This window comes from Aeromicrobium sp. Root495 (genome assembly GCF_001426755.1).
Lineage (GTDB): Bacteria > Actinomycetota > Actinomycetes > Propionibacteriales > Nocardioidaceae > Aeromicrobium.
This window is the reverse complement of sequence record NZ_LMFJ01000001.1, coordinates 113,257-125,801: the sequence shown is the minus strand read 5'-3', so window position 1 is coordinate 125,801 and position 12,545 is coordinate 113,257. Positions and strand designations below refer to the sequence as shown.

The window sequence follows — 12,545 nt, the reverse complement described above, 5'->3', positions numbered from 1 at the left end:
TCAGGCGTCCGGAGGCGAGGACCGGAGCAGGTGCTTCTGCACCTTGCCCGCCGGGTTCCGCGGCACCGGCCCGTACCGCAGGACGCGAGGCACCTTGTAGTCCGCCACGAGCCCGAGGCAGTGCGCCCGCAGCTCCTCGATCGTGAGGGCGCGGCCGGGCTCGAGCGTCACGACCACGACGACCGTCTCGCCCCAGACCTCGTCGGCCTCACCCACCACGGCGCAGTCCGCGACGGCAGGGTGCCGGACCACGGCCTGCTCCACCTCGGCCGAGTAGACGTTGCGCCCGCCCGTGATGATGACGTCCTTCATGCGGTCGACGAGCTTCATCGACCCGTCGGGCCGCACGTGGAGCAGGTCGCCGGTGTGGAGCCAGCCGTCCCGGACCGCCTCGGCCGTGGCGTCGGGGTCGTTCCAGTAGCCCTTCATGACGGCCTCGCTCCTGAAGCACAGCTCGCCCACCTCGTCCGGGCCGACCGGCTCGCCGTCGGGCCGCACCACCATGGCCTCGACGAACGGCTGCGCCTGGTGCCCGGACGAGTCGGGGCACGACCGGACCTGGTCCATCGTGGAGAACAGGCCGGTCGGGCCCGCCTCGGTCTGTCCGCACTGCTGCGTGAAGGACACGGTCGGGAACGTCTCGAGCAGCTGTCCGATCGCCTTCTCGGGCATGGGCGCCGCGCCGAACACACCGATGCGCCAGCTCGACGTGTCACGCGTGCGCGCCGACGGCTCGCGCAGCAGCAGCTGGAACATCGTCGGCACCCCCAGCAGCGCCGTGATGTGCTCAGTCTCGATGACCTCGAGCACGGCCGCAGGCTCGAAGACCGGGACAAGGACGTTCGTCCCGCCCAGCAGCGCCATCGCGTCGAGGTAGACCACGCCGCCGGAGTGGTAGAGCGGGGGCAGGTGCAGGTACCGCTCTCCGTCCGTCATCCCGAGCGACGTCACCTGCGCCAGCGCGGCCCAGATCGCGCTGTGGTGGCTGTGGAGCACGCCCTTGGGTCGGCCGGTGGTGCCGGAGGTGTAGACGATGAGCGCGTCGGAGGCCTCCGTGGCCCGGTCCTCGACCACCGGCGCGACCGAGTCGTCGGCCAGCGAGGTCAGGGCCCGGACCTCCACCCCTGGCACGTCGGCGAGGGCGCTCCCGACGGTCGCCTCCTCGGGAGCCCCGACCAGGACGACCCGGCTGCCCGAGTCCTCGACCACGTGGCGCAGCTCGGGCGGCGCCAGGCGCGTGTTGACCGGCACCACGATCGCGGCGAGCCGCAACGTGGCGAAGTAGGCCACGACGTTCTCCGGGGTGTTGGACGCCACGATCGCGACCCGGTCGCCGGGTCGCACGCCCGCGGCGGCCAGCGTGCCGGCAGCGCGAGACACCTCTGCATCGAGCCGGCGCCAGGTCCATCGCCGCTCGCCGGCCACGAGCGCCTCGCGCTGCGGCACCCGAGCGGCCTGCTGCGCGACGAGTCCTCCGAGCGTGGGCACACGAGCCTCCTGTGATCGATCGTTCTCCTTCGAAGGCGAAGATACGGCCTGGTGCGGAGGATTGATAGCGTCGTGACGTGAGCGATCTGCGACTCAGAGCCGAGCCCAAGCTGCACGGCGACGACCTGGCGGTCGGGGACTGGATCGAGCTGGGTCCACGCACTGTCCCCCTCGAGGAGATCCTGGAGTTCGGCCGTCGCTGGGACCCGCTGCCCATCCACACCGACCTCGTTGCCGCAGCCGCCTCGGTCTTCGGCGAGGTGGTGGCGAGCGGCATCCACACCCTGGCGCTCTACTCCGTGATGGCGTCGCAGGACTTCATGCAGAGGCTCGCCCTCGTGGCGGGCAAGGGCATCGACCGGATGCGCCTCCCGAGCCCCGTCCGCCCCGGCGCCACGCTGTCGCTGCGGATCGAGGTGACCGGCCTCCGGGACCACGGGTCCACCGCCGACGTCGCCACGCACGGGGTCATGACGGACGACGACGGCCGGGTCGTGCTCGATCTCGCGAGCATCCTCGTGGTGCGCATGCATCCTTGACTTTAGAGACAGCCTGCATCAATAATCGGGCATCCATCCGACGTCTCCTGCCCGAGGACGCCCGTGACCGCCGCACCTCCGCACTGGACGACGATCGACTGGTCCGCGCACACACACTCCGCGGTCGTCTCCGGGCGCACCGTCAGCTACGTGGACTACGGCGCCGGGGACACCGTCGTGCTCGTCCACGGCCTCGGCGGCTCCTGGCAGTCCTGGCTCGAGAACATCCCTGCGCTCGGCGCCCGGTACCGCGTCATCGCGCTCGACCTTGCAGGCTTCGGGCTCTCCGACCCTCTCCCCCACGAGAGTGACATGACCGCCCACGTGGAGACGGTGACCGGCCTGCTCGACTCCCTCGCGCTCGACGACGCCATGGTCGTGGGGCACTCGCTCGGCGGGCTGGTCACGCTCTGCGTCGCGATGTGGCGACCCGACCGGGTCCGAGCGGTGGCGCTCGTCTCGGGCGGAGGCATCCCGCTGAGCGCGGCCCGCCTCGCCCTGATCCTTCAGGGCTTCCGCCTCTTCAGCCTCCTCATCCACCTCCCGGGCGTGGCCTCGCGGGTCGCCCGACACGCCGTCCTCCGGCGCGTCCTGCTCGGTCCGGCCCTGGGTGACTGGCGCTCGATGTCTCCGGAGCTGGCCCGGATCGCGATCCCCCTCATGGCCGCGCCGGGGTTCGTCAGCACCGCGCGGATAGGAGCCGCGGCTCTTGCGGCCGTGGACCCCCGGCTCGTGCGCGCCCAGACCCTCATGATCTGGGGAGAGAACGACCGGATCCTCCCGGTCCACTCCGCCCGCGCCATGGTGCGCCAGATGCCCGACGCCCAGCTCGTGGAGCTGCCCGGCATCGGCCACTGCGCCATGTTCGAGGTCCCGGACGAGGTCAACCGGCTGCTCCTGGAGTTCCTCGACCAGCACGCCCATGAGTCCGTCGACGAGAGGCACCGCGATGAGCGAACCGGATGACCTGACCCGCCAGGCCCACGAGGAGCTCCGGAGCTGGGGCTCGGAGGGTGCGCTCAACGCCCTCGACAGCCTCATGTGGCGCACCGAGCGTCCCCCGAGCGACTCGTGGACCGGCGTCGTGCTCGACGTCCTCGGCACCAGCCCCTCGTGGGAGCACATGCAGGCCGCCCACCGCTGGGCCCTCCGCCTCGTGCCGCGCTTCGGCGAGAAGGTGGTCGACCCGGCCCTGCCCACCGGTCCGCCCCGCTGGACCCCCGACCCGGACTTCGACCTCGACCACCACCTCCAGCACGTCACGCTGGACGCCCCCGGCACCATGAAGCAGGTCCTCGAGCTCGCCGAACAGCTCGGCGTCAGGCCCCTCGACCGTGGGCGACCCCCGTGGCGTGCCGTCTTCGTCGACGGCCTCGAGGGCGGACGTTCGGCCTACCTCCTGCAGGCCCACCACGTCGTCATGGACGGCGCTGCGGCCACCCAGCTCTTCTCTCGCATCCTCGACCGCGCCCAGGACGCGGAGTCCGTCGCCGTCGAGGAGCCGGCGCCCCGGCCGGCGGTCAACCGGCTCCAGGCCACCGGGCGAGGACTTGCCTGGCAGGGGTCGGCCGTCCCGGGGTTCGTGTCCAAGGTGGCCGACGCCGCGGGCAAGGCCGTCGCCGATCCCCTCACCGCCTGGAACGGGGCCGCTGCGTACGCCCGCTCGGTGGCCAGGGTCGCGCGACCGACGCCCTCGGCCGAGTCCGGGCTGCTCCAGCCCGGTCCACGGACCACGTGGCGCTTCGGCGTCCTGGAGTGCGACCTCGCCGACATCAAGAAGGCCGGCAAGTCCGCCGGCGGCACGGTGAACGACGCCTTCGTGTCGGCGATCCTCGGCGGCCTGCGCCACTACCACGCCGAGCACGACGCCGAGCTGGGCGACGTCCCCATCTCCATGCCCGTCTCCGTGCGTCGCGACGACGACCCCATGGGCGGCAACCGGTTCACCGGCGCCTTCTTCGCCGCCCCGTCGGGAGTAGCGGACCCGGCCGACCGGATCCGCGCCATGCGCGAGCGGGTGGCCCAGGTGCGCGCCGAGCCTGCGCTCGACTTCCTCAACACCGTCATCCCCTTCATGAACCTCGCGCCGACGCCCGTGGTCTCGACCGCGATCACCGCCCTGGCGACGAGCGCCACCCTCACCACGAGCTGCTGGCCCGGCGTCCCGTTCCCCACCTACTTCGCCGGGGCGCCCTTCGAGCGGATGTTCGTGTTCGGACCGCTTCCCGGCACGTCGATGTGCGCGGCCCTCTGCACGCACGTGGACACGTGCTGCATCGGCATCAACGTCGACGGCGACGTCTTCCCCGACACCGACGTGCTGTGGGCGAGCCTCCAGAAGGGTCTCGACGACGTACTCGCTCTGGCCTGACCTTCGGCGCCCTACTCGGGCGCGGGCCGGTGCGCGACGCCGTGGAGCAGCAGCTGCGTGAGCTCCTCGACCTGACGGTCCCGGCCGGGCCGCCGCTCGCCCTGCACGAAGACCCAGTCGTCGAGCACGACGAGCGACAGCACCGAGCCGACGGCCACCGCGACGGTCACGGGCGGGTCGATGCCGGCCCAGTGACGGGCCCCGCCGTGGTCGAGCAGGAGGCCGCGCATCGTGGAGAGGTTCACCGCGAACTGGTCGACCACGCGGCCGGCCACCTCGGCCAGGGCCTCGTCGCCGCCCTGGACCCGGGCCGCGAAGAGGGTCCGGAGCAGCTCGCGGTGCTTGAGGACCAGGTCGTAGAAGCCCTTCACGAAGGTCCGGGTGATCTCGAAGGGGTCGGCCGACGCCAGCGGCTCGGTCCGCCACGACGCTGCCCAGTCGGTCACGAAGTCGGAGAACGGCGCGAGGATCGACTCCTCGAAGATCTCGGCCTTGGACCCGAAGTTCCGGAAGATCACCGGCTCGGCCACCTTGGCCCGCTCGGCGATCTCGCGAGTTTTGGTGCCGTGGTAGCCCTGCTCCGCGAACAGGTCGTGTGCTGCTCGGAGCACCAGGGCGCGGACCTCGGCCGGTCCTCGACGCACCTGGCGCCGGGGCGATCCGTCCACGTCTGCCATGCCCTCAGCCTACGCATCGAAGTATTTCGAGCAATGTTGTTTCATAAATGCTCTTCATCCTTTAAGTTAGTGCCACTCACTTAAAGTGACCTGGGCAACACGACGCCCGGTCCCGGACCACGGAGCACCAGACATGGCACTGAAGACAGAGATCGACTCCGGCCTCATGAAGGCGGCCGTATGGTCGGGCATCGTCCTGATCGTCGCGATGGTGATCGCCCAGGGATTCCTGATGCACTTCATCCCGCCGCCGTCGCCCGACCTCTCCGCGGACGAGCTCGCGCAGAAGTTCATCGACCGCAAGAACGAGATCCGCCTCGGCTGCCTCATCCAGTGCATGGCCTGGGGCTTCTGGGCCACCTGGTCCATGGCGATCACGATCATCATGCGCAAGATGGAGCGCGGCTACCCGATCCTCACGTACTGCTCGATCGCCCTCAACGGCGGCGGCTACGTCTTCTTCATCCTCATCCCCATGACGTGGGCCGTCATCGCCTTCCGCCCGGAGACGCTCGACCCGGAGATCATGCAGATCATGAACGACTGGGTCTGGTTCGACTTCCTGTTCACGTGGCCCCCGTTCGCCGTGTTCATGGCGCTCATCGGCGTCGCGATCCTCAAGGACCACAACGTCCCGACCCTCTACCCGCGCTGGGTGGCCTACCTCAACTTCTGGTGCGCCATCCTCATCTTCCCCGCCGGTCTCATCGCTTTCTTCCACACCGGGCTCTTCGCCTACGACGGCATCGGCGCCTTCTGGATGCCGTTCGCGGTGTTCTTCGGCTGGATGATCACGATGAGCGTCACCACGTTCCAGGCCATCAACCGCATCAAGGCGACCCAGGTCGCCGCGCTGTCGGACGACGAGCCTGCGCTCGTCTGACCTGAGCCCCAACCATGCATCAGCAAGCAGCCTCCACGCGGCGGCGAGCCATCGAGCTCGCCGCCGTGTGGTCGGGCGCGGCCTTCCTCGCGCTCTACCTCGTCGCCTTCATGGGCATCGCGCGGTTCGTCCCGCCGCCCTCCCCCTCGCTCTCGATCGACGAGGTCTCCACCCTTTTCTCCGAGCACCGCTTCTCGATCCGGCTGGGCATGGTGCTGAGCCTCGTGTTCAGCACGCTGCTCTTCCCCTTCTTCTCGGTCATCTCCTCGCACATCGCACGGATCGAGGGACCGGGCGGCGTGATGGCCCGCATCCAGTTCGGCGGCGCCACGCTCCTCATCGTCTTCTTCCAGCTCTGCAGCATGATCTGGCTGACCGCGACCTACCGTCCCGACCTCGCCGACGGCACGCTGCGCATGCTCAACGACCTGGGCTGGCTCACGTTCGTGATGGTCTTCCCGGCCTACGTCTTCCAGCTGGGCTGCATCGCGGTGGCCTCGTTCCTCGATCGGTCCGAGAACCCCGTGTGGCCACGGTGGGCCGGCTACCTCAACCTCTGGATCGCACTGTCGGGCGCCGGAGGCGGGATCGCCGTGTTCTTCACGTCCGGCCCGTTCGCCTGGAACGGGGCCATCGGCTTCTACCTCCCCGTCATCGCCTTCGTCACCTGGATCGTCACGATGACCGCCCTCATGCACCGCCACGCCACCCGTCCCGAAGGAGCCGTCTCATGACGCAGACCGCCACGCCCGCCGCGGCGACACCGCCCCACACCGGCTCGATGGAGGCCCGCGTCCAGCGCGTCCTCATCCTGAGCGGTCCGCTCATGATGGTGATGTGGATCGGCGCGTTCCTGGCGATCGCCGGCTTCATCCCGCCGTCCGACCCCAGCGCCTCCGCCGACACCATCGCGCGGATGTACACCGACAGCTCCACCTCCATCAAGGTCGGCATGGTCATCGCGATGGCCGGCTGCGCCTTCCTGGTGCCGTTCGGCATCGCCATCTCGGGCCAGCTCAAGCGGATCCGCGGCGCCAAGGCCCTGGCCGACGTGCAGATGGTCTCGTGCGCGCTGCTGTCGCTGGAGTTCATCACGCCCATCGCCGTGTGGATGGCCACGAGCTACCGCGCCGAGGGCCGCTCCGCCGAGGTCACCCAGGCCATGCACGACCTGGGCTGGATCCTCTTCATGACCGTCATCTGGTCGCTGTGGGTGCAGCTCATCGCCGTCGGCGTGGCCATCCTGCTCGACCGCAGCGAGCGGCCGGCCCTCCCCCGCTGGTTGGCCTACCTCAGCCTCTGGGAGGCGCTGCTCATCCTGCCGGCCGGCACCGTGCTGTTCTTCAAGGACGGACCGTTCGCGTGGAACGGCGCCGTCGGCCTCTACGTCCCGCTCGTCACGTACTCCGTCTGGATCCTCAGCACCACGTGGTGCATCCACCGGGCGCTCGGCGAGCAGGTCGCCGAGGGCACCGAGCCCGGCTGATTGAATGGCCCGGTGGCGACGACGAGGCGGTACCCGCACCCGCGCGGCGACGCCCGTGCCGCCATCGCGGCCGCAGCGCGTCGGCTCTTCGCCGAGAAGGGCTACCTCGGGACGAGCCTCAAGGACCTGGCGGCCGAGTCAGACGCGTCCATCACCCTCATCTACCGCTACTTCGGGTCCAAGGCCGGACTGTTCGACGCGGCGCTGATCGAGCCCGGACGTGAGTTCGTCGACGAGTTCGTCCGCAGCTGGGACGCCGAGGACGCCCGCGGCTCGCACGAGGCGCTCGTGGGCGACCTCGTCCGACGCCTGTTCGCCTTCGTCTCAGACAACCGCGGACTGATCCTCGCCTGGTCGGAGGCCACGCGATCGAGCTCCGACGACGTCATAGGCGGCGGCCAGCACGGTCAGGGGCTCCGCGCGCTCTCCTCCGCGCTCCTGGGTCGGGGCGGCGAACCGACGCTGGACGCCACGGCCGCGGAGACGGTCGTCGCCTGCACCGCGAGCCTCGTCGTGTCCGCCGTCCTCATGGAGGACGTGCTGTTCCCCCCGGCCACCGCCCTCGCCGACGTCGAGACGCGCATCGCCGCCATCACCCGCTTCGCCCAGGCCGGCGCCCGCGCCGAGCTCGAGCGATCCTCCGCCACGCACGGCTGACGGGCCCTTCCCGACGAGCTCAGTCGCTCGGGCGAAGGGGTGGCCTCAGATGCCGAGGGCCTCGAACGAGTCGTTCTCGTGGATGGCGTGCGACATCCTGTGCAGGATGGCGCGGCACACGGGCACGGTCTGCATCTGCGGCTGGTACCAGGCGCGGCCGATCGTGAACGCCCACGCGGAGTACGGGTAGAAGAGCGAGCGACGGTAGGCCAGCTTGGCCTCCTCGAACGTCGGTGCCTGACCGCCGGCGGCCTCGAGCTTCTCGAGGTAGTCCTTCAGCAGGTCGTCCTCCCAGGCCCGTCGGTCCTCGGGCTCGCACGCCGAGCTCACGAAGTACGCGAAGTCGTAGGTCCAGCTGCCGCGCAGCGTCGCCTGCCAGTCGGTGATCCCCATCCTGCCGTCGTCGGTCACGTACATCTGTCCCACGTGGCTGTCGCCGTGCAGCAGCGTGGGCGTGGCGTCGGTCAGGAGCTGCAGGCTCTTCTCCGTCCCCTCCCACAGGCGCGCGGCTTGGCCCAGCAGCTCGGGCGGGTGCACGTCCTCGCTCCGCGTCATCCCCACCGCACAGCGACCGCCCATGTCGATCATGTCGGCCACGTTGTGGAAGTGGTCGTTGGCCGTCTTGAGCTTGGCCAGGGCCGGGGAGTCCCACCAGGCACCGTGGTAGACGGCCATGTTGGCCAGCACGTCCTCCACCTGCGCGCGCGTGAGGGGCTCCGTCGCGTCGATGAACCGGGCGCCCTTCGACACGGCGATGTCATCCATGATCACGAGGCTGCGACCGGTCCGACGGTCTGCTCCGCCCCAGTATCCGGACGGCGCCTCCATCTTCAGGTCGGGTCGGTAGTCCATGTAGAAGTGCGTCTCGCCGTGCAGCACGTCCGCACCACCGAGGAGCAGCCGCTGGCTGAAGGAGCTGGTGCTCTTCGTGTAGAGGATGGTGGGCAGTCCTGCTGCCTGGCCGGCCGCGTTGTACTCGACGCGGAGCGCGGCGCGCTCGGACGTGCCGCTGGACCCTCCGGGACTGGTCCACGAGGTCACCTCGGCACCGGGCACGTCCGCGCACAGGACGGCCGTGAGCCACTCCCTGTTGAGGGAGACACCGTTCGCCGGGATGTCGGAAGCCGTCCGCGGGGTCGGCGGGCTGACCCGGTCACGGAGCGTCGCCGCTCCCACGGTGAGGGCACTTCCGGCCAGCTTCAGCTTCGCGTTCATCGTCATCCTCGTCCGTGATGTTGAATGTCATTCAACATTGTGGGAGACGACGCTACTCCCGCGGTGTGGCCCGCGTCACACGCCCCCGTCGACCCGCGACCACTGTGCGTCCCGCTCGTCGGCGCGGAGGTGGTGCTCGAGGAGCGCGAGGTACGTGATCGAGAGGGTGACGAGCGAGGCCACGAGGAACCAGTAGCGGGCGTCGTCGAAGAGCTCGGGCGACAGGGCCGGGAAGAGCCCCAGGGCCAGCCCGCCGGGACCGATCACGGTGGCCCACGCGAAGGCACGCGACTGGCCCAGAGCGTTGCCGCGGTTGAGGATCCAGGGGACGAGAAAGACGACGGCGACGACCTGGGTCCCGGCGAGGCTCACCAGGTAGAGCGGGTCGTCGAGCACCGACTGGAGCCACCAGACGCCCGCGAACGCGAAGACCTGGAGCAGCACGTAGGTGCCGACGAAGACCCACCGAGGCAGGTGCGGTGCCACGAGCGGCTGGCCCAGGACCAGGAACTGGCGCACCATGGCCAGCTCGATGACCACGGAGATCACCATGCCCACCCAGAACAGCGTGAAGTACCAGGTCCCGACGTCGTTGACCCAGTAGTCGTAGCGGAGCGCGAACGAGCCGTCGTGGGCCAGGAGGAACGCCGTCATGCCGATGGGCGCCGCAGGGACGCCGTCGCGAAGGCCACCCCGGAAACCCTGCACGATCTGCACGAACCCGGCGATCCAGGCGACGGCCGTGAAGACGAGCAGCGGGACGTACGGCTCGTTGATGCGCGCGATGACGTCGGCCGGGTCGTACACGGCGTCACCGCCCCCGCAGGGCGGTCTGCGCCGCGAGGCGTCCCGGCCAGCCGCTCACGCCGCCGCCGGGGTGGGAGCCCGCGCCCGCGTGCAGGTAGCCCTCGATGGGGCCGGCGTATCCTCCGAGCCCGGGCGCCGGACGGTTGCCGAGCAGGCGCAGCGGCGTCATGTCCACGTGGAAGTACGAGCCGTTGGGGACGTTCCAGAGCTCCATGAGGTCGCCCGGGCTCGTCTCCACCCGGCCGATCTCGGTCTCCAGTCCGTCGAGGTGCTGCGTGACGCTCGACATCACGGCCTTGGAGAGCGCGGGCTTGGCCAGGTCCCACCCGCCGGCCGGCTGGGCCGGCACGTTGGAGGCGAGGTAGACCACCTCCTGCCCCGGCGGGGCGAGCGAGTCGTCGGACGCCGACAGCACCGCCATGTAGACCGGCGGGGAGGGCAGGGACTCACCGCGCCGGACGAGGGCCAGCTGCTGGAGCTGCTCGTCGAACGTGCCGGTCATGAGCGAGGTGCGCCGGACGTCGAAGCCGTCAGGACGGTCGGCCTTGGCGAACCGCGCCCGGCCCGAGAGGGCGAGGTCGATCTTGAACGTGGCCATGTTGTTGCCGCTCGCGGGCATGGTGGCCACCTTGGCCCGGGTCGCCGAGTCGACGACGCCCTCCTCGAGGAGGCCTCCGTACATGAGCTGGGGCGCCACCGCGGCGAGCACGCCGCGTCGAGCGCTGATCGCGGTGCCGTCGGCCAGGCGCACGCCGGTGGCCCGGTTGCCCGAGACCACGACGTTCACGACGTCGGCGTCCACCCGGACGTCGGCGCCGTGGGAGCGTGCCTTGGAGGCGAGCGCACCCATGATCGTGCCCATCCCGCCCCGGGGGCGCTGGACGCCCGGCGCCTGGTGGACCGCGGCCAGGCCCACGCAGTAGAACCCTCCCCCGTCGGCGTCGATGGGGCCGATCATGCTTCCCCAGTAGGTGGCGAGCGAGCGCATCTGGTCGGACTCGAAGACGTCGGCCATGAGGTCGACGAGGTTGCTCGACATGATCTGCCCGAGCCGACGACGGACAGCCTTGCTGGGCGCCAGGCGCAGCAGCAGCTTCCCGATCTCCCCCTTGGGCAGGTCCGAGAGCTGGCGCGGCATGACCGTCCGCAGGGCGTCGAAGATCCAGGCCAGGGCGGGCTGCAGCTCGGCGTAGGCCCGGGCGTCGGCCGGCGAGAACCGGCGCACCTCATCGAGCGTGCGGCCCAGGTCGGAGAAGAGCAGGAGGGTCTCGCCCTCGGGGCCGAGCCAGCCGTAGGGCGCCTCGACGGGGCTGGTCCGCAGACCGTGGGCCCGCAGGTCGAGGTCGTCGATGATCGACGTGCACGACATGAACATGTCGTCCATGGCCCCCAGGCTCAGGACGTGCTCGGGCGCCTCGGGGAGGTAGGCGTGGCTCGCCGAGAGCCCTCCGACGATGGGCCGACGCTCCAGCACCACCACGGAGGATCCAGCCTCCGCGAGCGTGCACGCGGCCGACAATCCGTTGTGCCCACCACCGACCACCACGTAGTCGTACGTGGCGGAGGCAGCGGGCGTGCGTGCGGCGGGGCTCATGGACGTCCTTCCGGATACGACAATGCGACAGTGTTTGTACATCTGTCGCCTGTTCGCTAGTGTGACCCAGCACACGGCGCCCTGTCCAGTCCGGCGCCGACCTCGAGGAAGGCCCGTCATGGAAGCCCGCGTCAACCGCTACCTCATCTGGACCGGGCCCGCGATGGTCCTCATCTGGTTCGCGACGTTCATCTTCGTGATGGGCTGGTTCCCGCCGTCGGCCCCGAGCGCCAGCGCCGAGGAGATCCGCGACCTCTACGCCGGCGACACCACCGCCATCCGCATCGGGCTCGTCATCGTCATGGCGGCCTCGGCGCTCCTCGTCACGTGGGCCGGCGCCATCGCCCACGTGCTCTGGCACATCGACGGGGCCAAGGTGCTCGCCGCCGTGCAGCTCGTCTCGTGCGGACTGCTCTCGCTCGAGTTCATCACGCCGATCGGCGTCTGGATGGCGGCCGCCTTCCGTTTCGACGACCGGTCGGCAGAGGTCACCGAGGCGCTCCACGACGTCGGCTGGATCCTGTTCGTGACGGTCATCTGGTCGCTCATCGTGCAGATGGTCTGCATCGTCGTCGCGATCTTCATCGACCGTCGCCCGGAGCCGGCCCTGCCCCGCTGGCTCGGCTACCTCACCGCGTGGGCCGCCGTGCTGATCCTCCCCGCCGGCATGGTCCTGTTCTTCAAGGAGGGCGCCTTCGCCTGGAACGGCGTCATCGGCATCTACGTCCCGCTCGCGGCGTTCGCGATCTGGATGGGCACGCTCAGCTACCAGGTGCACCTCAGCCTCACGCGCCAGATCGAGAGCGAGGGGCGTGCTGCCTGACGTGC

13 protein-coding genes are annotated in these 12,545 nt (G+C 70.1%); 8 read left to right on the top strand and 5 right to left on the bottom strand.

Going from position 1 to position 12,545, the window contains the following annotated elements:
* Nucleotides 1-1,488: a class I adenylate-forming enzyme family protein gene (locus ASD11_RS00670; protein WP_056281881.1), complete on the bottom strand. Its 1,488-nt coding sequence runs from the start codon at nucleotides 1,486-1,488 to the stop codon at nucleotides 1-3.
* A 77-nt stretch (nucleotides 1,489-1,565) separates the two neighbouring features.
* Between ASD11_RS00670 and ASD11_RS00665 the strand changes: the two genes are divergently transcribed.
* The 3 genes from ASD11_RS00665 (at nucleotide 1,566) to ASD11_RS00655 (ending at nucleotide 4,398) form a co-directional block, all read left to right on the top strand.
* Entirely contained in the window at nucleotides 1,566-2,027 is a 462-nt protein-coding gene (locus tag ASD11_RS00665; RefSeq protein WP_056281878.1) for a MaoC/PaaZ C-terminal domain-containing protein, read from the top strand.
* Between the two features lie 63 nt (nucleotides 2,028-2,090).
* Complete coding sequence (locus ASD11_RS00660) at nucleotides 2,091-2,993, top strand: alpha/beta fold hydrolase (RefSeq protein ID WP_056281875.1); 903 nt, start codon at nucleotides 2,091-2,093, stop codon at nucleotides 2,991-2,993.
* The gene (locus tag ASD11_RS00655; RefSeq protein WP_056281873.1) at nucleotides 2,977-4,398 is read left to right on the top strand and encodes a wax ester/triacylglycerol synthase domain-containing protein; all 1,422 of its coding nucleotides are present in this window, start codon (nucleotides 2,977-2,979) and stop codon (nucleotides 4,396-4,398) included. The genes ASD11_RS00660 and ASD11_RS00655 overlap by 17 nt, the downstream gene beginning before the upstream one ends.
* 11 nt (nucleotides 4,399-4,409) lie before the next feature.
* Here the strand turns inward: ASD11_RS00655 and ASD11_RS00650 are convergent, their stop codons facing one another.
* Entirely contained in the window at nucleotides 4,410-5,075 is a 666-nt protein-coding gene (locus ASD11_RS00650) for a TetR/AcrR family transcriptional regulator (protein WP_056281870.1), read from the bottom strand.
* A 133-nt stretch (nucleotides 5,076-5,208) separates the two neighbouring features.
* Here ASD11_RS00650 and ASD11_RS00645 point away from each other — a divergent pair, with 133 nt between their 5' ends.
* Genes ASD11_RS00645 through ASD11_RS00630 form a run of 4 tightly spaced genes read left to right on the top strand, consistent with a single transcriptional unit; the run spans nucleotide 5,209 to nucleotide 8,101 of the window.
* On the top strand, nucleotides 5,209-5,958 hold the full coding sequence (locus ASD11_RS00645; RefSeq protein WP_056281869.1) for a hypothetical protein: 750 nt from the start codon (nucleotides 5,209-5,211) through the stop codon (nucleotides 5,956-5,958).
* A gap of 14 nt (nucleotides 5,959-5,972) precedes the next feature.
* Nucleotides 5,973-6,692 (top strand): hypothetical protein, encoded by a 720-nt coding sequence (locus ASD11_RS00640; RefSeq protein WP_056281866.1) that lies wholly within the window; start codon nucleotides 5,973-5,975, stop codon nucleotides 6,690-6,692.
* Nucleotides 6,689-7,444, top strand: coding sequence for a hypothetical protein (locus ASD11_RS00635; RefSeq protein ID WP_056281863.1), 756 nt, complete (start codon nucleotides 6,689-6,691; stop codon nucleotides 7,442-7,444). Before ASD11_RS00640 ends, ASD11_RS00635 begins: the two co-directional genes overlap by 4 nt.
* Before the next feature lie 12 nt (nucleotides 7,445-7,456).
* Entirely contained in the window at nucleotides 7,457-8,101 is a 645-nt protein-coding gene (locus ASD11_RS00630; RefSeq protein ID WP_056281860.1) for a TetR/AcrR family transcriptional regulator, read from the top strand.
* A 45-nt stretch (nucleotides 8,102-8,146) separates the two neighbouring features.
* Here ASD11_RS00630 and ASD11_RS00625 read toward each other — a convergent pair whose 3' ends face one another.
* The 3 genes from ASD11_RS00625 to ASD11_RS18780 form a co-directional block, all read right to left on the bottom strand.
* A complete protein-coding gene (locus ASD11_RS00625) occupies nucleotides 8,147-9,316 on the bottom strand; it encodes a phosphotransferase (protein WP_056281859.1) in 1,170 nt (389 codons plus the stop codon).
* Between the two features lie 75 nt (nucleotides 9,317-9,391).
* On the bottom strand, nucleotides 9,392-10,123 hold the full coding sequence (locus ASD11_RS00620) for a hypothetical protein (protein ID WP_056281856.1): 732 nt from the start codon (nucleotides 10,121-10,123) through the stop codon (nucleotides 9,392-9,394).
* Nucleotides 10,124-10,127: 4 nt separating this feature from the next.
* Nucleotides 10,128-11,717 (bottom strand): phytoene desaturase family protein, encoded by a 1,590-nt coding sequence (locus ASD11_RS18780; RefSeq protein WP_056281855.1) that lies wholly within the window; start codon nucleotides 11,715-11,717, stop codon nucleotides 10,128-10,130.
* Between the two features lie 118 nt (nucleotides 11,718-11,835).
* On the opposite strand from ASD11_RS18780, the gene ASD11_RS00610 reads away from it, so the two are divergent.
* Nucleotides 11,836-12,540 (top strand): hypothetical protein, encoded by a 705-nt coding sequence (locus ASD11_RS00610; RefSeq protein WP_056281850.1) that lies wholly within the window; start codon nucleotides 11,836-11,838, stop codon nucleotides 12,538-12,540.
* Nucleotides 12,541-12,545: the final 5 nt, after the last annotated feature.

Bases quoted from the DNA above. Each gene is read 5' to 3' on its own strand.
- ASD11_RS00610 (WP_056281850.1), top strand. From the start codon at position 11,836: ATGGAAGCCCGCGTCAACCGCTACCTCATCTGGACCGGGCCCGCGATG.
- ASD11_RS00645 (WP_056281869.1), top strand. From the start codon at position 5,209: ATGGCACTGAAGACAGAGATCGACTCCGGCCTCATGAAGGCGGCCGTA.
- ASD11_RS00625 (WP_056281859.1), bottom strand. From the start codon at position 9,316: ATGAACGCGAAGCTGAAGCTGGCCGGAAGTGCCCTCACCGTGGGAGCG.
- ASD11_RS00650 (WP_056281870.1), bottom strand. From the start codon at position 5,075: ATGGCAGACGTGGACGGATCGCCCCGGCGCCAGGTGCGTCGAGGACCG.
- ASD11_RS00655 (WP_056281873.1), top strand. From the start codon at position 2,977: ATGAGCGAACCGGATGACCTGACCCGCCAGGCCCACGAGGAGCTCCGG.
- ASD11_RS00640 (WP_056281866.1), top strand. From the start codon at position 5,973: ATGCATCAGCAAGCAGCCTCCACGCGGCGGCGAGCCATCGAGCTCGCC.
- ASD11_RS00635 (WP_056281863.1), top strand. From the start codon at position 6,689: ATGACGCAGACCGCCACGCCCGCCGCGGCGACACCGCCCCACACCGGC.
- ASD11_RS18780 (WP_056281855.1), bottom strand. From the start codon at position 11,717: ATGAGCCCCGCCGCACGCACGCCCGCTGCCTCCGCCACGTACGACTAC.